General features: G+C 70.4%; 22 protein-coding genes. 9 read left to right on the top strand and 13 right to left on the bottom strand.

Translation table 11 applies throughout. The features are described 5' to 3' along the window. Positions 1-13: 13 nt before the first annotated feature. From LTV02_RS11525 to LTV02_RS11510, 4 genes are all read right to left on the bottom strand, one after another. Entirely contained in the window at positions 14-928 is a 915-nt protein-coding gene (locus tag LTV02_RS11525; protein ID WP_233039986.1) for a LysR family transcriptional regulator, read from the bottom strand. Between the two features lie 84 nt (positions 929-1,012). After that, the gene (locus tag LTV02_RS11520) at positions 1,013-1,987 is read right to left on the bottom strand and encodes a quinone oxidoreductase family protein (RefSeq protein ID WP_233039985.1); all 975 of its coding nucleotides are present in this window, start codon (positions 1,985-1,987) and stop codon (positions 1,013-1,015) included. 259 nt (positions 1,988-2,246) lie between these two features. Beyond that, positions 2,247-3,002: an SGNH/GDSL hydrolase family protein gene (locus LTV02_RS11515; protein WP_332909572.1), complete on the bottom strand. Its 756-nt coding sequence runs from the start codon at positions 3,000-3,002 to the stop codon at positions 2,247-2,249. Then, positions 2,999-4,501 (bottom strand): MFS transporter, encoded by a 1,503-nt coding sequence (locus LTV02_RS11510; protein ID WP_233039984.1) that lies wholly within the window; start codon positions 4,499-4,501, stop codon positions 2,999-3,001. The genes LTV02_RS11515 and LTV02_RS11510 overlap by 4 nt, the downstream gene beginning before the upstream one ends. 107 nt (positions 4,502-4,608) lie before the next feature. Between LTV02_RS11510 and LTV02_RS11505 the strand changes: the two genes are divergently transcribed. After that, positions 4,609-5,238 carry a TetR/AcrR family transcriptional regulator gene (locus tag LTV02_RS11505; protein WP_233039983.1) on the top strand — a complete coding sequence of 210 codons (630 nt, stop codon included), beginning with the start codon at positions 4,609-4,611 and terminating at the stop codon, positions 5,236-5,238. Between the two features lie 96 nt (positions 5,239-5,334). Here LTV02_RS11505 and LTV02_RS11500 read toward each other — a convergent pair whose 3' ends face one another. From LTV02_RS11500 to LTV02_RS11485, 4 genes are all read right to left on the bottom strand, one after another. Further along, positions 5,335-5,670, bottom strand: a complete 336-nt coding sequence (locus LTV02_RS11500) for a YnfA family protein (RefSeq protein ID WP_233039982.1) — start codon at positions 5,668-5,670, stop codon at positions 5,335-5,337. Positions 5,671-5,773: 103 nt separating this feature from the next. Next, positions 5,774-7,012, bottom strand: a complete 1,239-nt coding sequence (locus LTV02_RS11495) for a Dyp-type peroxidase (RefSeq protein WP_233039981.1) — start codon at positions 7,010-7,012, stop codon at positions 5,774-5,776. Next, complete coding sequence (locus LTV02_RS11490) at positions 7,005-7,574, bottom strand: copper chaperone PCu(A)C (protein WP_233039980.1); 570 nt, start codon at positions 7,572-7,574, stop codon at positions 7,005-7,007. Before LTV02_RS11490 ends, LTV02_RS11495 begins: the two co-directional genes overlap by 8 nt. A 355-nt stretch (positions 7,575-7,929) precedes the next feature. Next, positions 7,930-8,484 carry a hypothetical protein gene (locus tag LTV02_RS11485; protein ID WP_233039979.1) on the bottom strand — a complete coding sequence of 185 codons (555 nt, stop codon included), beginning with the start codon at positions 8,482-8,484 and terminating at the stop codon, positions 7,930-7,932. A gap of 119 nt (positions 8,485-8,603) precedes the next feature. Between LTV02_RS11485 and LTV02_RS11480 the strand changes: the two genes are divergently transcribed. Both LTV02_RS11480 and LTV02_RS11475 read left to right on the top strand, forming a co-directional pair. Beyond that, positions 8,604-9,290 (top strand): response regulator transcription factor, encoded by a 687-nt coding sequence (locus LTV02_RS11480; protein WP_233039978.1) that lies wholly within the window; start codon positions 8,604-8,606, stop codon positions 9,288-9,290. An 11-nt stretch (positions 9,291-9,301) separates the two neighbouring features. Continuing rightward, the gene (locus tag LTV02_RS11475; protein WP_233041550.1) at positions 9,302-10,333 is read left to right on the top strand and encodes a HAMP domain-containing sensor histidine kinase; all 1,032 of its coding nucleotides are present in this window, start codon (positions 9,302-9,304) and stop codon (positions 10,331-10,333) included. Between the two features lie 457 nt (positions 10,334-10,790). Here the strand turns inward: LTV02_RS11475 and LTV02_RS39230 are convergent, their stop codons facing one another. Next, complete coding sequence (locus LTV02_RS39230; protein ID WP_269821624.1) at positions 10,791-10,922, bottom strand: hypothetical protein; 132 nt, start codon at positions 10,920-10,922, stop codon at positions 10,791-10,793. A gap of 844 nt (positions 10,923-11,766) precedes the next feature. Here LTV02_RS39230 and LTV02_RS11470 point away from each other — a divergent pair. Next, positions 11,767-13,092 (top strand): DUF4153 domain-containing protein, encoded by a 1,326-nt coding sequence (locus LTV02_RS11470; protein ID WP_233039977.1) that lies wholly within the window; start codon positions 11,767-11,769, stop codon positions 13,090-13,092. 4 nt (positions 13,093-13,096) lie between these two features. Here the strand turns inward: LTV02_RS11470 and LTV02_RS11465 are convergent, their stop codons facing one another. Further along, positions 13,097-13,441 (bottom strand): iron chaperone, encoded by a 345-nt coding sequence (locus LTV02_RS11465; RefSeq protein WP_233039976.1) that lies wholly within the window; start codon positions 13,439-13,441, stop codon positions 13,097-13,099. A 96-nt stretch (positions 13,442-13,537) separates the two neighbouring features. Further along, positions 13,538-14,434, bottom strand: a complete 897-nt coding sequence (locus tag LTV02_RS11460; RefSeq protein WP_233039975.1) for a TIGR03619 family F420-dependent LLM class oxidoreductase — start codon at positions 14,432-14,434, stop codon at positions 13,538-13,540. 63 nt (positions 14,435-14,497) lie between these two features. On the opposite strand from LTV02_RS11460, the gene LTV02_RS11455 reads away from it, so the two are divergent. The 3 genes from LTV02_RS11455 (at position 14,498) to LTV02_RS11445 (ending at position 18,211) form a co-directional block, all read left to right on the top strand. Further along, positions 14,498-15,055, top strand: coding sequence for a sugar O-acetyltransferase (locus LTV02_RS11455; protein WP_233039974.1), 558 nt, complete (start codon positions 14,498-14,500; stop codon positions 15,053-15,055). A gap of 204 nt (positions 15,056-15,259) precedes the next feature. After that, positions 15,260-17,212: a CocE/NonD family hydrolase gene (locus tag LTV02_RS11450; protein WP_233039973.1), complete on the top strand. Its 1,953-nt coding sequence runs from the start codon at positions 15,260-15,262 to the stop codon at positions 17,210-17,212. A 132-nt stretch (positions 17,213-17,344) separates the two neighbouring features. Beyond that, positions 17,345-18,211: an NAD(P)H-binding protein gene (locus LTV02_RS11445; RefSeq protein ID WP_269821623.1), complete on the top strand. Its 867-nt coding sequence runs from the start codon at positions 17,345-17,347 to the stop codon at positions 18,209-18,211. 63 nt (positions 18,212-18,274) lie between these two features. Here LTV02_RS11445 and msrA read toward each other — a convergent pair whose 3' ends face one another. Then, on the bottom strand, positions 18,275-18,742 hold the full coding sequence (msrA, locus tag LTV02_RS11440) for a peptide-methionine (S)-S-oxide reductase MsrA (protein WP_408639353.1): 468 nt from the start codon (positions 18,740-18,742) through the stop codon (positions 18,275-18,277). A gap of 44 nt (positions 18,743-18,786) precedes the next feature. Then, entirely contained in the window at positions 18,787-19,242 is a 456-nt protein-coding gene (gene msrB / locus LTV02_RS11435; protein ID WP_233039971.1) for a peptide-methionine (R)-S-oxide reductase MsrB, read from the bottom strand. Between the two features lie 145 nt (positions 19,243-19,387). Here msrB and LTV02_RS11430 point away from each other — a divergent pair, with 145 nt between their 5' ends. Both LTV02_RS11430 and LTV02_RS11425 read left to right on the top strand, forming a co-directional pair. Further along, entirely contained in the window at positions 19,388-20,179 is a 792-nt protein-coding gene (locus tag LTV02_RS11430) for a helix-turn-helix domain-containing protein (RefSeq protein ID WP_233039970.1), read from the top strand. Positions 20,180-20,225: 46 nt separating this feature from the next. Beyond that, positions 20,226-21,077 (top strand): fructosamine kinase family protein, encoded by an 852-nt coding sequence (locus LTV02_RS11425; RefSeq protein WP_233039969.1) that lies wholly within the window; start codon positions 20,226-20,228, stop codon positions 21,075-21,077. Positions 21,078-21,136: the final 59 nt, after the last annotated feature.

Raw genomic sequence — 21,136 nt, 5'->3', positions numbered from 1 at the left:
TCTATTGGTGTAATCACAACTGTTGCTTGTCCATCGAGATCAGCAGGTCACGGATCGCCGACCGCGTATGCGGCAGCCACACCGCCTGCACCGGCGCCAAGGGCGGATCGTCGAGGGCGATGATCCGCACCGCGCCCCCGAGCGCCGGTCCCGGGGCAGTAGTGACGAAGGCGACCGCGTCCGGATAGTCGAGTACGGCGGTGACCGGCGTGGTGCCCTGGATCCGGTTGACGGTGAGCGTCGGTTCGAAACCGGCGCGGCGGCAGGTGCTCAGGATGAAGTCGGTGTAGAACGACTTGCCCGCGGGCGCCCACACCACGATCGGCCCGCCGCGCAGTTCCGCCACCGCCACGCTGCGGCGCTCGGCGAACCGATGTCCGCGCGCCACCGCGATATTGAGCGGATGGTAGGCGATCACCGCCGACGCCAGCACGGTCGAGGTGGTCGTGCCGCGCCGCAGCGCGAGATCGACGGTGCCGTTCCGGACGGCGGATTCGAGATCGCCGGGGAACATCTGCACGGCGGTGACCGACACCTCGGGCAGGCCGTGGCGGATGGGCTCGAGCACCCCGTGCACTTCCTCGGCCGTCACCGCCGGGGTGTGGGCCACGACGAACGGCCGGCGCGCCTGCGCGGCGGCTTCACGCACCTGACGCGCCAGCACCTGACCGGCCGCCAGCAGCACCGACGCTCCCGCGCGCAGCGCCTCACCGGCGGGGGTGAGCCGCACGCGGCGTCCGCTGCGATCGAACAACGAAACCCCGAGCTGTGATTCCAGTTTCGCGACCGAGCTACTGAGCGCCTGCTGACTCAGATGTAGTTGCTCGGCCGCCCGGCTGAACCCCGAATGCTCTGCGACGCACAGGAACTGCTGGAGCCGCCGCGAATCGAGGGGCTCGTCGGCGGGCGACAGGGCGGAATTGAACATGCCCGCAGACTACCCGCGAACCACAACTTTCAGTTGTGCCCTCGGGGAGGTGGACATCGTCGCACCGGTCGGCGTTTCGGCGTTTCAGAGCACGAAGACCGAGGTGCCGACGCTGCGACCGGCCTCCAGGTCACGGTGGGCCTGCTGGGCTTCCGAGAGCGGGAAGCGCTGATTGATATCGACGCGAATGCGGCCCGCGGCGACATGGGAGAAGAGCTCACCCGCGAGTTCGGCTCGTTCGGCAGGATCGGCGATGTAGTCGGCGAGCGCGGGGCGCGTCACGAACAGCGAACCCCGCACCGCCAGTTGCATGGCGTCGATCGGGGGGACCGGGCCCGAGGCGGTGCCGAAGCAGACGAGCAGTCCGCGCCGTGCCAAGCATTCCAGTGAGGACTGATAGGTGGTTCTTCCGATGCTGTCGTAGACCACGGGCACGCCCTGGCCGCCGGTGATCTCGCGGACTCGTTCGGCGAGGTTCTCGCGGGTGTAGACCACGACGTGCTCGCAGCCGTTCGCACGGGCGATCTCGGCCTTGTCCGCATTCGACACCGTCCCGATCACGTTGACGCCCAGCAGTTTCGCCCACTGGGTGAACAGTGAGCCGACGCCGCCGGCGGCCGCGTGCAGCAGCACGGTGTCTCCGGCGCGCAACGGGTGGATGCGCCGCAGCAGGTATGCGGCGGTGAGGCCGCGCATGGTCATCGAGGCGGCGGTGTCGAAGGCGATCTCTGCGGGCAACCGGATCAGGTGCTCGGCGGGCAAGACGCGTTCGGTGCTGTAGGCGCCGAGGGGGCTGCCGGTGTAGGTCACGCGGTCACCCGCCCGGAATTCGCTGCCGCCCGGGCCGACCGCCTCGATCACGCCGGCTGCTTCGACGCCGATACCGGCCGGCAGCGCCGCCGGGTAGAGGCCGGTGCGGAAATAGGTGTCGGCGAAGTTCAAGCCGACCGCCTCGTGTCGAATCCGCACCTGGCCCGGCCCCGGCTCGCCGACTTCGGCGCTCTCCCAGCGTAATACCTCGGGCCCACCGGTCTGGTAGAAGCGGACGGCCTGTGCCACGGTGCATCTCCTTCCGGACGCGACCGCGGCCGGTCGGCGATCGGCGTCCCGGGTCCAGCGGAGGCGCGCACCCGACCGCGACGTCCTGCTCTTCTGCTGGTCGAATCGTTGTGTCGCACGAGAGTAGGACCGGCCCCGGCCTCAGGCCAGCGTCCCGCTCACCGTGATTCGTCCACCGCGCCGGAGCGCTCCGGCGGAACGGTGCGGGCGAGGCGGGAACCGCCGCACCGCGCACCGTCCCAGGCGCAGAGGCGATCGCTCAGTGTGCCGAGTTCGCCCGGTACGCCAGCGATTTGATGATCTCGGTGGCTACCACCGCGTGCCCGGCCATGGTCAGGTGGATCTGGTCGGCGCTGAGCCAGTCCGGGCGTTGTGCGCCCGGGTGGGCCCAGAACTCGGTGAGGATCGCGTCGTGGCGGGCGGCCACGCGCCGCACCAGTTCGGCGAAACCCTCGAACAGCGGGCGGAAGGCGATGAACTTGCCGCGCAGCGCATCGGCGAGGGTGAACATCGACAGCCGCGCCCCGGTGCTCGCCGCGAGCGTGCACAGTTCGTCGAGCTCGCGTTCCACCTGTGCCAGATCCGCGTCGCGCCGGAACAGGTCGTTACCGCCGCAGCTGATGTGCACCAGATCCGGTGCGAAATCGCGGAGCGCGTCGAGTTGCCCGGCACGGACTTCGGCGATGAGCGCGCCGACCTGGCCGGTATTGAGGTAGGCGCTGCCGGGATGGGCGGTCGCGAGCGCGTGGGCGACCCGATCGGCCCACGGGATGTCGCGGTAGCCGGGCCAGGAGTCCCCGGTGCCCGCGGCGGTGGAATCGCCGATGACCGCGAAGCGCCGCCACGGCACGTACTGCAGGAGCGCGGCGGCGGTGAGGTCGTCGAGCAGCATGGGGTCATCGGCCTCGGTGAGCGCGCCCGCGGAGGCGGGTGCGTCGATGCCGGCGGGGGTCAGCGTCGGGTTCTCGGTGGCCGGCGCGGTGGTGCCGGTGGCGGCGATGGCGGTGTGGCTCACAGGTTCTCCTCGGATCGGGCGGGCAGCGCGGCGAGCACGGCCGCGGCGAGGGCGATGCCGGCGCAGACCGCGAACAGGGTGTGGAAGGCGGCCAGGGGGTCGGCCGGGTGGGCGGCGAAGACCGCGGCCAGGACGGCCACGCCGAGTGCGCCACCGGCTTGGCGGGCGGTGAGGTTCATGCCGACCCCGGCGGCGAAGCGTTGCGGGGGCAGCGATCTGGCGGCGGTGGTGCCCAGCACGGTGACGATCAGGCCGATGCCGTCGCCGCCGAGGATCCCGGCGGGAATCCAGCCCTTCCACAGTTCTGGGGTGGTGTCGAACATGCCGGTGCTCATATAGAGGGTGGAGGCGGCGAACATCAGCGCGCCGAGCACGCCGAGCCGGCGCTGTGCCGCCTCGGGTGCGCGCCCGGCGGCCACGGCGGTCACCATCGAGGCGATCGCGCCGACGGTCATGGCCGCCGCCGACTCGAGTACCGAGTAGTGCCAGATGGCGTCCAGCCACAGCGGTCCGGCCAGCAGCCACGCGAACATGGTGGCGCCGAAGACGAATGCGGTGGCATTGACCAGTGCGTAGCGGTGACTGCGCCACAGCCCGACCGCGATGGCCGGGCGCGGATGGCGCCGGGAACGCCACAGCGCGAACACGATCAGCGCCAGGCCGCCGACTCCGCAGGCGAGCGTGCGCGGATCGGTCCAGCCCCACGGCTGTCCTTGCGTGACGGCCGCGACCACGCCACCGATGCCGAGCGCGGTGGCGGCGGTGCCCAGCAGATCGGGCAGGCCGTCACCGTGACGAACCTCCCCGCGCGCCAGGCTCAGCCCGAATCCGAGGAGCAGGGCCACGATCGGCACATTGATGACGAATACCGAACGCCAGCCGAACCAATCGACGAGTGCGCCGCCCGCGGCCGGGCCGACGGTCGCGGCGAACCCGCCCGCCGCCGTCCACGCCGCCATGGCGACGCCGATGCGTTCGGGCGCGGTGGTGCTGAGCACGACCCCGAGCCCGGCCGGAATCAGGAACGCGGCACTCGCGCCCTGCAGGAAGCGGCCCGCGATGAGCCATTCTGCACCGGGTGCAAGTGCGCACAGCAGTGAAGTAAGCGCGAAAGCGGCCAGGGCGTAGAGGAATACGCGCCCGCGTCCGAGCGCGTCGGCGAGCCGCCCGGCCGGGGTGAGCAGTGCGGCGAACGCGACGGCGTACCCGCTGACCACCCAGGTGAGGCTGGTGGCCGCGGTGCCGGGGAAATCGCGGCTGATGGCGGGGAAGGCGATGTTCACCACCGACAGGTCGAGGAAGGCGACGAACGCGGCCCCGCAGGCGACGAGCAGGGCCCGGCGTGCCGAGCGGGCGGAGGCGTCCGCACCGGTTGCGCCTGGGCCTGCCCCGTCCGGAGTCGACGCGGACGGGGCAGGGGCCGTCGCAGCCGCGGCGGCGTTTCTGGGTGGGTGGGCGGTGGGTGGCGCGGGGGTGTGCCGCGCGGATGTGTCTGTCATGGGGGAACTTTCGAAGCGAAGCCGGAAGTGTACGAACGATCGTGCGTATTTCTGAAAAGTACGACCGATCGTTCGTATTTGCAAGGCCGCGGTGTCATGATGGTGGGGTGGCCGATCCGATCCAGACCTCCGACCAGCAGATTTCCGATCAGAGATTGCTGAAGGGCGCGCGTGCCCGCGCCACCATCGCCCGCCGCGCGGCCGAGGTCGCCTCCGTCGAAGGGCTCAACGGGCTCAGTCTCGGGCGGCTGGCCACGGATCTGGGAGTCAGCAAGAGCGGGGTGGCCACGCTCTTCGGCAGCAAGGAGAACCTGCAACTGGCCGCGGTGGAATCGGCGCGCGAGGTGTTCATCGACGTGGTGTGGCGCCCGGCGGTCTCGCGGCCGCGCGGCATCGAACGGCTACGGGCCTACATGGAGCACTGGTTCGTCTACATCGGTGAGCCGGCCATGCCGGGCGGTTGCTTCCGGGTCGCGGGCATGGCCGAGTTCGACAGCCGTCCCGGCCCGGTGCGCGATGCGCTGGCCGCCGATCACCACGACTGGCTGGCGGTGCTGGAGAAGGAGATTCGCCGCGCCCAGGAGCAGGGGCTGCTCACCGGGCAGCAACCGCACGCGCTGGCATTCCAGCTCGATGCCCTGGTTTCGGCGGCCAATACCGCCACGCAGATGGGTGACGAGTCCGCGATCCCGACCGCCCGCGGGATTGTCGACGCGCTACTGGGCGGCGGCGCGTAATCGACCGGCGCACTGCGAGTTTGCATCGACTGCACGACGGCATCGGACCGGAAGGTTTGCATCGGATGCGTGAATGCAGTTCGCCCCCAGTTGGTTTCACGTAGAACGAGGCGCGTACATGATGAGCGCGACACCCGCCAGGCAGACCAGCGCGCCGATCACATCCCAGCGGTCCGGCCGGAAACCATCCAGGGCCATGCCCCACAGCAGCGAGCCCGCCACGAACACCCCGCCGTAGGCCGCGAGGATCCGGCCGAAGTTGGCATCGGGCTGCAAGGTGGCCACGAACCCGTACACCCCGAGCGCGAGCACCCCCGCGCCCATCCACGCCCAGCCCCGATGCTCGCGCACACCCTGCCAGATGAGCCACGCCCCACCGATCTCGGCGACGGCGGCGAGCGCGAACAGCGGAATCGAGCGCAGCACGGTCATGCGGTCACCCTAACGGCGATCCCCGGGCAACCGGCCGCCATGCCCGGGCGTCGCGGGGCTACCGGCCGGACCGCCTCCTCATACGCGGTCCGGCCGGCCCCGGTCAGCTCTCGAACAGCTGCTGCCCCAGGTAGCCACCGGGCGCGGGCACCCCCGGCGGAATCGCGAAGACCGCCGAACCGACCGGTGTGGTCCACCGGTTGAGCGCGTCGAACTCGGCCAAGCGCGCCTGCACCGGCAGGAACTGGGCATCGATATCGCGCTGACAGGACACGAACAGCAACCCCGAATTCGACACCTGCCCGGGGGCCGGTGCGTCGTCGTAGTTGTAGCCGCGCCGCAGGAACCGCTCGGTGTCGTTCTGATGGTGCGCCCGCGCGATATGCGAGGACGGCGGGATCACCGAAATGCCGAACTGATCCACGGCGGCGAAATCCGGCTCGTCGAATTCGCCGGTGCCGCCGAGCGGAGCGCCATTGGAGTCGGTGCGGCCCATGGTGATCGCGCGCCCGTCGGCATCGAGCTCGTCCCAGGCGTCCAAATCCATGGCGATGCGCCGCAACACCAGGGAGGTGCCGCCGGCCAGCCAGGGACGCGCGCTGTCGTCACACCAGATCAGCCGATCGAAATCCGGTGTGCCGGGGGCGATATTGACGGTGCCGTCGACCTGCCCCATCAGATTGCGCATGGTCCGGCCCTTGGGGGCATTGCGGAAACCGCGCTGCACCCACCGGACCGTCACCAGCGACTTCACGTGCTTGCACAGCACCCGCACCGCATGCGACACCGTGGTGGCCTCGTCGGAACAGACCTGCAACATGACATCCGCCCCCGTGTAGGCCGGATCGAGCCTGTCGATCGTGAACGCGGGCAACGGTTTCAGCCAGGACGGGCGCTGCGATTCGAGCCCGGCCACCGTGAACAAGCGCGGCCCGAATCCGGCCGTCACGGTGAGCCGGGCGGGCCGGGCGGCCAGTTCCGGTTCGGTGTCGGCGAGTGCGGGACGGCCCTGGGTGAGGCGGGCGGCGTCGTCGGTCCAGATCTTCAGCAGGCCGATCACATCGTCGCGATCGGAGCCCGGCGCCAGATCGAACCCAACGAACGCCACATACGCGGCAGGTTCGGTGTCGATGCCCGCCTGATGCCGACCGTAGAACGGCACGGTGTCGAGACCGGCATCCCGATCGTGCTCGCGATGCCCGGCGGTGGCGGCGGCCCAGCCGATTCCGGCCGCACCGGCGACCCCGGCGGCGGCCGCGCCACCGCCGAGCAGCCGCCGGCGCGAGACCCGCGCGCGAGACCCCGCGCCCGGATCGGCGGTCGCGGGAATCGGCTCAGCCACCGTGCGCGGCATTGCCGGTCGTGGGCGCGTAGTTCTCCTTACCGCCCGCGAAATCACGCACCTGCGCGGTGACGGTCGTGGTCGAACCGTCCGAGAAGGTCAGCGTGATGGGCGTTTCCGCGCCGGTGCGCAGCGGGCCCTTCAGATCCATGAACATAAGATGCTCCGCGCCGGGCTTCAAGGTCGCGGTGCCGTGCGCGGGAATGGTGAGCCCGCCTTCCTTGGGGCGCATGGTCTTGTCGCCGCCGGGCGCGTCGGCCACCACCTCGTGAATCTCCACCCGCGCCGATGCCGGGCTCGACGCGGCCACCAGCTGGACCGGCCGGTCGCTCTTGTTGGCGAGTTGCCCGAACGCGGCCGACATGCCGCTGTCGGCGGCCTTGATCCACTGATCGGTCATGGTCACCTGGTCGGCGGCCTTGGCCGCGCTATCGGAGGAGGGCGAGGACGAGCAGGCCACCGGCAGCAGCGCCAAGGTGGACACGGCGGTGGCGACCCCCAGGCGGCGGGCGAAACCGCCGGTGCGCAGGCGGAAGCGGTGGCAGTGCGGGAATTGGGACATGACGGAACTCCGATTCGTCGGGGAGACAGGGGAATCCACCTCGAGGCACGGCCGTCCGCGCGTGCAGGACCACGGTGGACCCAGCCGGAAGCAGGACTCCGGTGCGGGCGATAACCACGCGCTGAGCAGGACGAACCGTAGCGGAGGCCGGTGGCCGCGCACTGTCGCGGCCGTGTCTGAGGCCGGTCGTCGACGACGCGATCCGAGTCCGCCGCGACGGCGTGCCGCCGGTCCTGCGCGGTGTCGCATCCCGCCTGGGGTCGGCTGCCGCTCAGCGGCGGTCACCGCACGGTGTCGGCGCTGCAGCGGATCTCGCGATCGCGCCGAGCCCTCCGGTCCGGTGAGGTTCGTCCGGTCAGGCCGGAACGAGGTGGAGAAGTGAAGCGTGGGGTGCGGGCGGGCCGCGCCGCGCGATACCCGGGCTGACGAGCAGACGCCGCACGCGCGCACGATCGTCGTGCCGGATACGGCGGGGCCGCGCCGGCGCGGGACGCGGGGCGCGGAAAAGCGTGAGGATGAACCGTCGCACACTGGTCAGCGCCCGGCGCAGACCGGCCTCGGCGGCGCGAATCACGAACGCGCCGAGCGGGATCGCCAGCAGATGCGCGGTGAGCATGGTCGGGGTGAGGCCGTGATGCCCGGCGTGGCCCGGTGACATCGTCAACGCGAAGTGCCCGACGGTCTGCCCGAGGGCGAGCATGCCCATCACCGCGAGCAGGGGATGACGAAGCCGGATCGAGGCGACCACGACACCGATGACCGTGCAGGCCGCGAACAACAGGGTGAGCGCCGGACCGTCCGGGAACGCGGTCCCGCCGCCGAGTGCGTGGGCGAGAATCGCGACCGCTCCGGACGCGGCGCCGACGGCAGCGCCGCGCAGGGGCGCGGTGTGATCCGTCGGTGAGCGCACCCGGACATGTTACGGCGCGGCGGTTCGGATCCGCTGCGCAGGTGCCGTGAGCGGCGTCTCCACAGGATCTTCACACGCGATGCCGACCATCTCCACGCCGACCTCCTAGGGTCACCTGCATGGAACACAGTCAGCGCACCGGCCGGCGCATCCTCGTGGTGGAGGACGAGCCGACCATCGCCGAGTCGATCGCGGCGCGATTGCGGGCCGAGGGTTTCACCGTGGATCTGGCCCACGACGGGCCGGCGGGGGTGGCGGCCTTCGAACAGGTCGATCCGGATCTGGTGGTGCTGGATGTGATGCTGCCGGGTTTCGACGGGCTCGAGGTGTGCCGGCGGATCCAATCGCGGCGGCCGGTGCCGGTCCTGATGCTCACCACGCGCACCGACGAGACCGATGTACTGGTGGGGCTCGGCGTCGGCGCGGACGACTATCTGACGAAACCGTTCTCGCTGCGGGTGCTGACCGCGCGGATTCACGCGCTGCTGCGGCGGGTGGAGCGCACCGCCGTGCCCGCGGCGACCATCGTGGCGGGGGATCTGCGGATCGATCTGGATCAGCGGCGGGTATGGCGCGCCGAGACCGAAACCCAGCTGACGCCGCTGGAATTCGAGCTGCTGGTGCATCTGGCGAAACGGCCGCGCACCGTGCTGGCGCGCGAGCGGCTGCTCAGCGAGGTGTGGGGGTGGGCGGATGCGTCGGGGACGCGCGCGGTCGACAGCCATATCAAGGCGCTTCGCCGCAAGCTCGGCGCGGATCTGATCCGGACCGTGCACGGGGTCGGTTACGCCCTGGAGTCGCGATGAGGATCGTTGCGATGGTGCGGGCGGCCGCGGGCGCGATCGCGGACTGGATTCGCGGCTGGCTGCCCCGGCCCCTCGATCGGGTGCGTTCGATCAAGGTCAAGCTCGCCATTCTCATGGTCGGCGCGGGCGCGGTCGCGTTCGGTTTCTTCGCGCTGCGCATCGGCTGGCTGCCGCCCAAGACCACCCTGGCCGCCATGCTGCTGGCCCTGGTGACCTCACAGCTGCTCGCCCACGGCATGACCCGCCCGCTGCGGGAGATGACGGCCGCGGCCAAACACATGGCGCAGGGCGACTATTCGCGCCGGGTGCGCGCCACCTCCCAGGACGAGGTCGGGCAGCTCGCCGAGGCGTTCAATCACATGGCCGCCGACCTGGCCGCCGCCGATCAGCAGCGCCGCGACTTCATCGCGAACGTCTCGCACGAACTGCGCACCCCCATCACGGCTCTGGGCGCGGTTCTCGAGAACCTGGTCGACGGCGTCGCCGAACCGGATCCGGCCACCCTGCGCACCGCCCTCGCCCAGACCGAACGCCTGAGCCTGCTGGTCACCGAACTGCTCGCGCTCTCGAGCATCGAAGCCGGCGCCGTCCATCTCGACCGCGAACCCGTCCCGCTGCAACCGCTGCTGAAAGAGGTTGTCGCCGAAGCCGAAGTGATGGCCGCCGCCGTCGACCGCGGCGTCCGTTTCTCCATCCACCTCGGCGATCCGGGCCTGCTCGTGCACGCCGACCGCGCCCGCCTGCATCAGGTCCTGCTCAATCTCCTGGACAATGCGACCCGCCACGGCCCCGCGCACGGCGAGGTCCGCATCCACGCTCATGCCGCCCGCACCGGCACGGTCATCGAAGTCCAGGACGACGGCCCCGGCATCCCGCCGGCCGAACGCGCCCGCGTCTTCGAACGCTTCACCCGCGGCGGTCACACCAACGGCGGCACCGGCCTGGGCCTGGCCATCGCCCGCTGGATCGTGCACCTGCACAACGGCACCATCGCCGTCGCCGACCCCGGCTCCCGTATCCGCATCACCCTCCCGGCCCCGTAACCCCTTCCCACCCAACCCTTCCCGTCCCGCCGAGTGGCCCCGGGCCGCTCCCGCATACCTACCGAAGGATGACACCGATGCCGGACACACCGGAACCCGCCGAACCGAGTCCCACACCCGAATCCGCCGACCGGATCCCACCCGATCCGGAAATGGGCGCGCCGAGCCCGGACAATCGGGCCGCCGCACCGGATACCGCTGCGGCCCACACACGAAATGGCGATGCCGTGCAACCCCTGCCGGGCGATCCACCGGGCGGTGGCGGGCAGGTATCGAACCCTGAACGCCGCGTGGACGACTCGCCGGCGCGATCCAACGGAGCCGACGGCTCCACCCCGACGGGTCTGCCCGCTGACACCGCAGCCGCCCATGCGGTTCTCACGGCCGCTCACGGTCCGGCAACGGCGGAGCCGAGCGTGGTCGCGACCGTCGCCTCGGACAACACCCCGGGCACTGATCAGTCGGCGTGGCCGGCGGCCTGGACACCGGCCACCGGGCAGCCCTCGGTGCCGATCGAGTCGCTGCCCGTCGCCGCGCCGCACTGGCGCATGCCGGTAGCAACCGGTCCCGCAGCCCAGGGAGCTGGCACGAAAGGTCCCGGCGTCGGGGCGTTGCCGTGGCCCGTCGCGACAGCTCACCAGGTACCGCCGCGTTCGGTACGGGTCCCGATGCCGCGCGGCACCTTGCCCGCGATCGCGCTCGCGGGTGTGGCCGCGGCCGTGTTCGTTCCGCTGGATCGCCCGGGGATCGGGTGGCTGCTGGCCGGATCGGTCACGGCGGGTGCGGTTTTCGCGGTGGATCGCGCGGCCCGCCGCCCAGGTGCGGAGGCGAGCCCGGACACGAACGCGACGAAACCCGATGCGCCCGAGCATGATCCGGCTCGGACCGACACCGCTGGACCGGAAACGGCCGGGCCGATCGTCGCCGATGATTCCGGAGTGAGCGGGCGGATTCCTGCCGATGCTCCGGAAGCAGCTGGTTCGAGCGTTGCTGGTGACGGGAGTGTGGCGAGGCCGTCCGTCGCCGATGCTCCGGGAACGGCTGGTTCGAGCGTGGCTGATGGCTCGAGCGTGGCGAGGCGGTCCGTCGCCGATGAGTCGGAAGCAGCTGGTTCGAGCGTTGCTGGTGACGGGAGTGTGGCGAGGCCGTCCGTCGCCGATGCTCCGGGAACGGCTGGTTCGAGCGTGGCTGATGGCTCGAGCGTGGCGAGGCGGTCCGTCGCCGATGAGTCGGAAGCAGCTGGATCGAGCGTTGCTGACGACGGGAGCGCGGCCAGACCGCGCGCGGCTGATGCTCTGGGAACAGCTGGATCGAATGCCGCCGATGACGGGGGAGTGGCCGGTCCCGGTGCCGTCGGGGGCGGGGGAGTAGTCGGTGCCGACGCCGTCGGTGGCGTGGGATCGGCTGGGCCGGGTGATGCCGATGAGCCGGGAATGGGCGGCGCGAACGTCGCGGGCGGGTCGGGGGCGGCTGGCGGGAACGGTTCCGGTCCGGAGTCCGGTCATTCGGGCGGCGTGGGCTCGAGAGGTCCTGCCGCGGTGCGGCGGGAGCGGATCGTGTGGACGGCGCTGGCGTTGGTATTGCTGGCGGTGGGGGTGTTCCGCGATGCGACTTGGCTTTTCGTGGTCTGTGCCGTGGGGGCGGCGCTGGCCGGGTCGCTGGCGGTGCTGGGTCGGCGGTCGGTGTACGGGATCGTGTTCGAGGTGCTCGCGGTGCCGATTTCGGCGCTGTTTGCGTTGCCGTGGGTGGCGCGCGGGGTGGAGCGGATGCGCTGGCGGCGCGGGGAGGAGGCGGCGGTCGCGTCGGGGCGGATCGTGTGGTCGGTGCTGGGGACGGTGGCATTGCTGATCGTGGTGGTGCCGCTGCTGGCGGGGGCGGACGCGGTGTTCGCCGAACTGGTGGCGGGTTTGACGCCGCGGCTCGACGGCGCGGCGGTCGCGCGCTGGGTGATCGTGTTCGTGCTCGGTGCCATGGGCGCGGCAGGCGCGCTGTATCTGCTGGCCGGTCCGCCGCCGGGTCCGCGCGCCGAGGATGGCGGGCGCACGTTCGCCCGGCTGGAATGGGCGATCCCGGTGGCGGCGCTGTGCGTGGTGTTCGCGGTGTTCGTGGCCACGCAGGTGGTGGTGTTGTTCGGCGGGGACGGGTATGTGCAGCGAACGGCGGGGCTGACCTACGCCGAGTACGCGCGCAGCGGGTTCTGGCAGCTGTCGATGGTGACCATCGTGACGCTGCTGCTGATCGCGGCCGTATGGCGTTGGGCGGCACGGGAATCGGCGGCGGACCGGGTCTGGCTGCGCGGGCTGCTCGGTCTGGTCGGCGGGCTGTCGCTGGTGATCGTGGCCTCGGCGGCGCATCGGATGTGGACCTATCAGCAGGCGTACGGGTTCACCGTGCTGCGGCTGCTGGTGATCGGGTTCGAATTCTGGATCGGTGTGGTCTATCTGCTGGTGCTGGCGGGGCTGGTGTCCCTGCGGCGCGGCTGGATGACCCGTGCCGCGGTGGGGACGGCACTGGGTCTGCTGGTCGGGTTGGCGGTGCTGAATCCGGAACGATTCATCGCCGACCGCAATATCGACCGGCGCGAGGCGGGCAAAGCCATCGATGCGCACTATCTGAGCGAACTGTCGGCCGATGCGCTGCCCGCCATTGACCGGCTGCCCGAGCCGCTGCGCTCGGATCTGGCGCGCGCGATCCGCGACCGGCTCTCCCAGGACAGCTGGCAGGGGTTCAACCTCTCGCGCTATTCGGCCCGTAATTGACGGGTCAGTGGCCGCGCCGCCGGGCCAGCCGCGCGGCCACGTCACCGATCAGCGCGAAGGGAATCGGCTTGTCCAGCGGGAACTTCAGCGTCCCCTTGCCCGCGCGATACGGTGCGATGGCCGCCTCGAACGCGGCATCCCCCTCCGGCACCGGGTACACGCTGAGGTGCTTCTTCCACCCGGCGAAATACACCACCGAATGCCCGTCGATCTGTATGGCGGGCACGTCGTAGCTGATGGTCTCGGTAGCCCCGGGCACCGCCTGGTGAATGGTGGCGCGCACCTGCTCGAGCTGCGCGCGCACCTCGCCGGGAAACCCTTCCAAGTACTCCTGGACCGTCTCGGCCATGACTGCCACCTTCCGTATCCGGCCGGGCTACAGCGCTTCCGGAGCTCGACGCTACCGCCGCCACGCCGGCACCCGGCCGCAGTCGGGCCGGGCGTGTCAGCGCAGCCGGTCCAGCAGCCCGGTCGCCAGCTCCAGCATCGCGTCCACCGAATCGGTCACGTACATCAGATCGATGAAGAAATCGTCGAACCCGGTATCGGCGGCGACCTGTTCGATCGTGTCCGCGATCGCCGCGACGGTGGCCCCCGCCGCCACGTTCACCCGCACGATGGTCCCGATCGCCCCCGGATCCCGCCCGGCCGCCTCCGCCGCCTGATCCACCACGGCGCGCAATTTCAGCAACTGCTTACCCCACCCGGGCGGCCCCGGCACCGGCGCCACCGGCAGCCATCCGTCCGCGCGCCGCCCGACCCGCGCCAGACCGGCGGGCGTGAACGACCCCAGCCAGATCGGCGGCCGCGGCCGCTGCACCGTCGCCAAGGCGCTGCGATGCTCCGGCACCGTCACGAACCGCCCCCGATACCCGGCGGGATCGGTGGTCCAGATCGCTTCCAGCGCATCGAGAGTCTCCTCCAGGCGCGCCCCGCGCCGCGCGAACGGCACCCCCGCCGCCTCGTACTCCTCCGGCGACCACCCGATCCCGAACCCCGGCACCAGCCGCCCGCCGCTGACCACGTCCAGGGTGGTCAGCGACCGCGCCAGGAACGCCGCCCGATGCAGCGGCGCGATCAGCACATTCGTGCCCAGGCGCACCCGCTCGGTGACCGCGGCCGCGATCCCGAGCATCACGAAAGGATCCAGCACGGAATCGAATTCCTCGGGAATGGTGTCCTTGCCCGCGTACCCCACGCTCGGTGCGGCCGCCGCCAGCACCCGTTCCCCGACCCAGAGACTGTCGGCCCCGGCGGCTTCCAGCGCGGCGGCGAACCGCGCCGCCTGCGCCCCCTGCCGGGCCTGCGAACCGTGCTGCGGGAGCGAGAATCCGATCTTCACGCTCTCCGTGATACCAGAGACACGCGGGTGCGACACACGGCGCGGTCGCGCAGGATGGGTCGGGTGGGTGAACACAAGGACCGCATGCTGCGCGGTGAGCTCTACCGCGATAACGATCCCGAACTCCTCGCCGAGCGCCGCCGCTGCCAGGAGCTGCTGGACGAGTTCAATGCCACGCGCGCGGGGGAGGACGCGCAGCGCCGGACGATCCTCGAGAATCTGTTCGGCGAGATCGGGGAGGGCTCCTGGATCATGCCGCGCTTCCAATGCGACTACGGGCATCTGATCCGCCTGGGCCGCAACAGCTTCCTGAACTACGACGCGATCGTGCTGGACTGCGCCCCGGTGACGATCGGCGACGACGTGTCGATCGGCCCGCGCGCCCAACTGCTCACGGCCCTGCATCCGATGGCGGATCACGAACTGCGCCGGCAACGCTGGGAGACGGCCGCGCCCATCACGATCGGTGACAATGTGTGGCTCGGCGGCGGAGTGATCGTCTGCCCGGGGGTGAACATCGGCGCGAATACTGTCGTCGGTGCGGGCAGCGTGGTGACGCGCTCGCTACCGGACAAGGTGTTCGCCGCGGGCAATCCGGCCCGGGTGATCCGGGAACTGTGAATCCCGCACGGCCCCCGACACCTCGGCGGCGTGCCGGATAACGTGAAAGTCTCTGTCCGGCAACGTTTCCGGACCTTGGTCGAATGCACCGTCCGGGCACCGGAATTCGGCACTTCGCACCGATGACACACACCCCGCGGGCGCGCTACCGTCTGAGACAACGCGCCCGCGAGGTGGCGGGCGGACTCGGCAAAGGAGCCGACAATGACGCAACCGCACCAGCATTCGCCCGCCCTGCCCGCGCGGAGCGTCCCGCTCCCGCCGAACGCCCGCTTCCCGATCGGGCCCGCCCGCTACCCGCGCATCCACCTTGAGCGCGGCACCGCCATCCGGATGAGCGACGGCACCGTCCTGTCCGCCGACATCACCCGCCCCGCCGACCGCGACGGCCACGCCATCACCACCCCGTTACCGGCCGTCATCACCCTCACCCCCTACAACAAAACCCTCATGACCCGCGCGAACCCGGTCATCAACGCCGTCTCGATCGCCGCACCGCTCGTCTACCGCCTCGTCCCACCCTCCCCGCACGGCCGCGCCGGCGGCCGGGAAATGCTGCGCGCCCTCGGCGGCGGCGCCCTCGAATCCGTGCGCGCGAGCCGCACCCTCATCTCCCGCGGCTACGTGCACATCGCCGTCGACGTGCGCGGCACCGGCACCTCCACCGGCCGCCTCGAGATCATGTCCGACCGCGAACAAGGCGACCACCTCGAAGTCCTCGCCTGGGTCCGCGAACAGCCCTGGTGCAACGGCGATCTCGCCATGACCGGCATCTCCTACCTCGCCCTGACGGCACTCCAGACCGCCGGGCACCGCCCCGAAGGCCTCAAAGCCGTCTTCTCCCTCGTCGGCTCGGAAGACCCGACCCGCGACCTCATCCTCACCGGCGGCACCCAATCGATGTTCACCCTCGCCTGGTTCGCCGGCGTGAACGGCCTGAAATGGCTACCCTCCATCCCCGGCCTGCTCAAAACCGGCGCCGCCGCCCGCTACCTGCGCGACCGCGCCGCCAGCCCCTTCACCCGCCTCGGCGACATCACCGGCGCGATCCTCGACGACGGGCACCGCGAGCACTTCTACCACGACGACGCCCGCCTACGCCGCCCCCGGCTCGAGAACTTCACCGCCGCCACCTGGATCCACGCCGGCTGGCACGACGTCTTCTCCCGCTCCGCACCCGCCCTCTACGAACGCCTCGGACTACCGCCCGGCGCGGCACAACTCGTCATCGAAGACGGCTACCACGTCAATCCCGGCAGCGGCTTCGGCGCCGAGGAGAACCCGCAGCGCCTCGACGAGCTCCAGTGCGCCTTCTTCGACCGCTGGGTGAAAGGCATCGATAACGGCATCGACGCCTACGGGCCCGTCACCCTCCGCCAGATCGGCGGCGGCTGGGTCAGCCGCGACAGCTTCACCCCGCCCGCCGCCCGGACCCGTACCCGGTACCTCTCGCCCGAACCCAGCGGCGCGGCCCCGCACGCCGCGAGCGACGGCTCCCTCACCGCCCACCCCGACCGGCACCCGCGCCGAATCCGCCTGCCCCGCAAGCGCCCCGGCCTCACCTCACAGACGACGAGCTGGATCCTCTGCGGCCTCCCGACCCTCCTCGGCCGCTCCTGGTCCATCGACGACCGCGCCTACGAAACCGCCGCCCTGACCTTCACGAGCCCGCCCCTCGACACCGACACCCTCCTCACCGGCCCCCTGAACCTGCACCTTCGCGTAGCAGCCGGCGGCACCGAAGCCTTCTGGGCCGCCACCGTCTGCGACGTCGCCCCCGACGGCACCTCCTCCGTCCTCGCCCGCGGCGCCCTCCGCTCGACCCGCCGCGCCATCGACGAGAAGAACAGCCGCTACCGGGACGGAGCGCTCCTCGTCCCCGACCATCCACTCACCGCCGAGAGCCTCCTCCCCGTAAAGCCCGGCGTCCCACACGAACTCGATATCGACATCACCGCCACCGAAGCGATCCTCCGCGCCGGGCACCGCCTCCGCGTCACGATCACCCGCGCGAGCTGGCCCCGCTACTTCCTCACCCCCTCCGTGAACCGAAATATCAAGGACCAGAGCCTCCTCCTCGACCCCCGCCACCCCAGCCACCTCACCTTCCTCGCCGCCGACCTCCAAGAACCCGCCCGCACCGAACGCCCCGCCTGAGAATCGACCTTGGTACACCACCGTGGCAAAATCGGACAAAACCCACGGTGAGGTACCAAGGTCAACACCCGCCGGGGGAGCGGAGCGGCGGAAGTGGCTGTGGCGCAACGGGGAAGCCCGTACCGTGGGGAGATGGAGCCGGTACTCGTCACCGGTGCCGCCGGGGGACGACAGGGGTCGACCGGGCGGCATCTCACAGCGCAACTACTCGGACGCGGGATACCCGTCCGCGCCCTCGTCCACAGCGACGACGAACGCGCGACCGTCCTCCGCGCCCTCGGCGCGAAAGTCCTCGTCGGCGACCTCCGCGACCTCGCCGACGCCCGAACCGCACTCGACGGCGTCCGCGCCGCCTACTTCACCTACCCCGTCATCGACGGCCTCCTCGACGCCGCCGGCGCCTTCGCCGTCGCCGCCCGCGAAACCGGCCTCGAACGCGTCGTCGCCGTCTCCCAGCTCGCCGCCGGACCCGACGCCTTCACCCCGCGCATGCGCCAGCACTGGGTCGCCGAAGAGATACTCGACTGGGCCGATATCGGCGCGATCCACCTCCGCGCCGCCGTCTTCCACGAAAACCTCGCCCTCATCGCCGACACCGGCGACCCGAGAACGCTAACTCTCCCGCTCGGACCCGAGCACACCGAACTACCGCTCGTCGCCGCCGCCGACGTCGCCCGCGTCGCCGCCGCCCTCCTCGCCGACCCCGCACGAAAAACCGAACCGATCGTCCACCTCACCGGCGACGTCCAGTCCATCGGCACCGCGGCCCGCACCCTCGGACGCACCTACCGCGACATCGACCCCGACACCTGGCACGCCTGGGCCCTCGAGTACTACGGCACCCGCCACGCCGCCGACCACCTCACCAAACTCTGGGAGATCTTCCGCCTCCTGAGCGAAGGCACCGGCCTCTACCAGGTCACCCCCGCCATCCACGAACTCGGCGGCCACCCACCCATCACCCTCGCCGACTACGCCATCCACCGCCCCGGCCACTAGCGCCACGAAAACGACAGCGCCGCCGGAAAATTCCGGCGGCGCCGCGACTATTCGACTACCCGATCACTGACCGGCAGCCGCCCGCTTCGGCAGCTTCCAATCCGGACGCGGGAAATGACAGGTGTACCCGTTCGGGTAACGCTCCAGATAATCCTGATGCTCCGGCTCGGCCTCCCAGAAATCAGCCGCCGGCGTCACCTCCGTCACCACCTTGCCCGGCCAGAGACCCGACGCCTCCACGTCCGCGATCGTGTCGAGTGCCACCGCCTGCTGCTCGGCATCGGTATAGAAGATCGCCGACCGATACGAAGTACCGACATCATTCCCCTGCCGATCCTTCGTCGTCGGATCGTGAATCTGGAAGAAATACTCCAGCAGCGCACGATAGTCCGTCACCGCCGGGTCGTACTCGATCTCGATCGCCTCGGCATGACCCGGATGATTGCGATAGGTGGGGTGATCGTTCCGGCCACCGGTGTAGCCGACCCGCGTCGCCAGCACACCGGGCTGCCTACGGATCAGATCCTGCATACCCCAGAAGCAGCCACCCGCCAGAATCGCCTTACGCGTGTCGGTCACACTTCCTCCTTCGTGAAAAGAGCCTTGTACTCGGAATAGCCTTCCGCATCGAATCTATCGAGCGGAACGAAACGCAGCGCGGCCGAATTGATGCAGTAGCGCAGCCCGCCCTCGGCCCGCGGACCATCGGTGAACACATGCCCGAGATGACTGTCACCGTGCGCCGACCGCACCTCGGTACGAATCATCAGATGCGACAGATCCCGCTTCTCGACCACATTCCCCGACTCCACCGGACGCGTGAAACTCGGCCAGCCCGTCCCACTGTCGAACTTGTCGACCGACGCGAACAACGGCTCACCGGACACCACATCGACATAGATACCCGGCTCGTGATTGTCCCAGTACTCGCCCGTGAACGCCCGCTCCGTACCGTTCTCCTGCGTCACCCGATACTGCTCCGGCGACAGCGCGTCGACCGCGGCGGGGTTCTTGATGTACTCCTTGGCCATTGGACCTCCTCGTGGTGGCACACCGATACAACGCGAGGCCCGCCGCGATCCGTTCCCCGCCCACCACCCACGTCAGACTTTCGTCACCATCGCGATTACCCGGCAGGTAATGGATCACCCCGCACCCCGTTCGTAGGATCGGGACATGCGTACACAGACGGCCGGGGATCTACTGCGACACTGGCGCACCACCCGGCGGCTCAGCCAGCTCGAACTCGCCGGCCGAGCCGAAACCTCCACGCGGCACCTCAGTTTCATCGAAACCGGCCGCGCCGTCCCGAGCCGGCAGATGATCCTGCACCTGTCCGACGAACTCGACATCCCCCTCCGCGAACGCAACCGCATGCTCCTCGCCGCCGGATACGCACCCGTCTACACCGAACCCGACCTGGACACCCCCGCCATGGCACCCGTACGCAGCGCCATCCGCCAAATCCTCACCGGCCACGAACCACACCCCGCCCTCGCCGTCGACGCCGGCTGGAACATGGTCGACGCGAACGCCGGCATCGGCCTCTTCCTCGCCGGCGTCGACCCGCGACTGCTCGCCCAGCCCGTCAACGCCCTGCGCCTGAGCCTGCACCCGGACGGACTCGCACCCGCCATCATCAACCTCCCCGAATGGCGCGGGCACCTCTTCGAACGACTACAACGCCAGATCGACGTCAGCGGCGCACCCGAACTCATCGCCCTGCTCGAGGAACTCCGCGCCTACCCCGGCGGCGAAGACGCACCCGGACTGCCCGAACCCGACCAGGCCGTCGTCCCACTGCGACTGCGGCTCGACGGGCAGGAACTCGCGTTCATCAGCGTCACCACGGTCTTCGGCACCCCCATGAACGTCACCGTCGCCGAACTCGCCATCGAAGCCTTCTTCCCGGCCGACGCCGTCACCGGCGCGTTCATGCGCGAACGGATCGTCCTCCCGGCCGATTAGCCGAGTCAGCGACGCGACCGGTCGGCATCGGCCAGAATGGGTCGTCATGGACCTCACCGCGCACCTGGGCGGGCTGCTCGGCGACACCATCACCCGGCTCGACACCATCGGGCACAACCACGAATGGACCCTGCACCGCGCCGAAACCGCGCGCGGGACAGACCTCTTCGTGAAATCCCTCGACCGGGACGGCGACCCCGGCGTCCTCGAAGCCGAAGCCGCCGGCCTGCGCTGGCTGGACGCGGGCGACGCCCGGCTCGTCCCGCACGTCCTGGCCGCCGACGATCGCGTGCTCGTACTGCCCTGGCTGACAACCGGACCCGCCTCGGCCGATGCCGCCGAAGCCTTCGGCCGCGCCCTGGCCCAGCTCCACGCCACGAGTCCGCCCGGCTACGGCGCACCCTGGCCCGGCTATATCGCCGAACTGCCCCTGGACAATTCACCGAGCGCCGGCGAATGGGGGAGCTGGTACGCGGAACGCCGCCTCGCGCCCTACCTGCCCGCCGCCGCGCCTCATCTCGGCCGTGACGGGGTCCGGCTCGTCGAACAGGTCATGAACCGAATCGCGGACCTGGCCGGGCCACCGGAACCGCCGAGCCGCATTCACGGCGATCTCTGGTCGGGGAATGTGCTCTGGACCGGTGGGGGAGTGCGGCTGATCGATCCGGCCGCCCACGGCGGGCACCGGGAAACCGACCTCGCCATGCTCGCCCTCTTCGGATCGCCCCAGCTCGAACGCGTCTTCGCCGCCTACGGCGAGGCCGCGCCGCTGAGTTCCGGCTGGCGGCAACGCATTCCCTTGCACCAGCTGCATCCGCTGCTGGTGCACGTCGTCCTGTTCGGCGGAATGTATCGCGGGATGTTGCTCGCCGCCGCGGCCGCCGCCCTCGCGATCTAGCCGTACCGGAGCTGCGTCGTGGCAGGCCATTCTCTATCTATTACATACTTTAATGGAAA

It is taken from the genome of Nocardia yamanashiensis (assembly GCF_021183565.1).
In the GTDB taxonomy this organism is placed as follows: Bacteria; Actinomycetota; Actinomycetes; order Mycobacteriales; family Mycobacteriaceae; genus Nocardia; species Nocardia yamanashiensis.
The sequence above is the reverse complement of the archived record's forward strand: the minus strand, read 5'-3'. Positions and strand labels throughout refer to the sequence as shown.

What these genes read in the sequence shown, in the direction of transcription:
- LTV02_RS11525 (WP_233039986.1), bottom strand. Translation starts at nt 928, where the DNA reads ATGTTCAATTCCGCCCTGTCGCCCGCCGACGAGCCCCTCGATTCGCGG.
- LTV02_RS11510 (WP_233039984.1), bottom strand. Translation starts at nt 4,501, where the DNA reads ATGACAGACACATCCGCGCGGCACACCCCCGCGCCACCCACCGCCCAC.
- LTV02_RS11500 (WP_233039982.1), bottom strand. Translation starts at nt 5,670, where the DNA reads ATGACCGTGCTGCGCTCGATTCCGCTGTTCGCGCTCGCCGCCGTCGCC.
- LTV02_RS11490 (WP_233039980.1), bottom strand. Translation starts at nt 7,574, where the DNA reads ATGTCCCAATTCCCGCACTGCCACCGCTTCCGCCTGCGCACCGGCGGT.
- LTV02_RS11480 (WP_233039978.1), top strand. Translation starts at nt 8,604, where the DNA reads ATGGAACACAGTCAGCGCACCGGCCGGCGCATCCTCGTGGTGGAGGAC.
- LTV02_RS11475 (WP_233041550.1), top strand. Translation starts at nt 9,302, where the DNA reads ATGGTGCGGGCGGCCGCGGGCGCGATCGCGGACTGGATTCGCGGCTGG.
- LTV02_RS11470 (WP_233039977.1), top strand. Translation starts at nt 11,767, where the DNA reads ATGGGCGGCGCGAACGTCGCGGGCGGGTCGGGGGCGGCTGGCGGGAAC.
- LTV02_RS11465 (WP_233039976.1), bottom strand. Translation starts at nt 13,441, where the DNA reads ATGGCCGAGACGGTCCAGGAGTACTTGGAAGGGTTTCCCGGCGAGGTG.
- LTV02_RS11450 (WP_233039973.1), top strand. Translation starts at nt 15,260, where the DNA reads ATGACGCAACCGCACCAGCATTCGCCCGCCCTGCCCGCGCGGAGCGTC.
- LTV02_RS11445 (WP_269821623.1), top strand. Translation starts at nt 17,345, where the DNA reads ATGGAGCCGGTACTCGTCACCGGTGCCGCCGGGGGACGACAGGGGTCG.
- msrA (WP_408639353.1), bottom strand. Translation starts at nt 18,742, where the DNA reads ATGCAGGATCTGATCCGTAGGCAGCCCGGTGTGCTGGCGACGCGGGTC.
- msrB (WP_233039971.1), bottom strand. Translation starts at nt 19,242, where the DNA reads ATGGCCAAGGAGTACATCAAGAACCCCGCCGCGGTCGACGCGCTGTCG.
- LTV02_RS11430 (WP_233039970.1), top strand. Translation starts at nt 19,388, where the DNA reads ATGCGTACACAGACGGCCGGGGATCTACTGCGACACTGGCGCACCACC.
- LTV02_RS11425 (WP_233039969.1), top strand. Translation starts at nt 20,226, where the DNA reads ATGGACCTCACCGCGCACCTGGGCGGGCTGCTCGGCGACACCATCACC.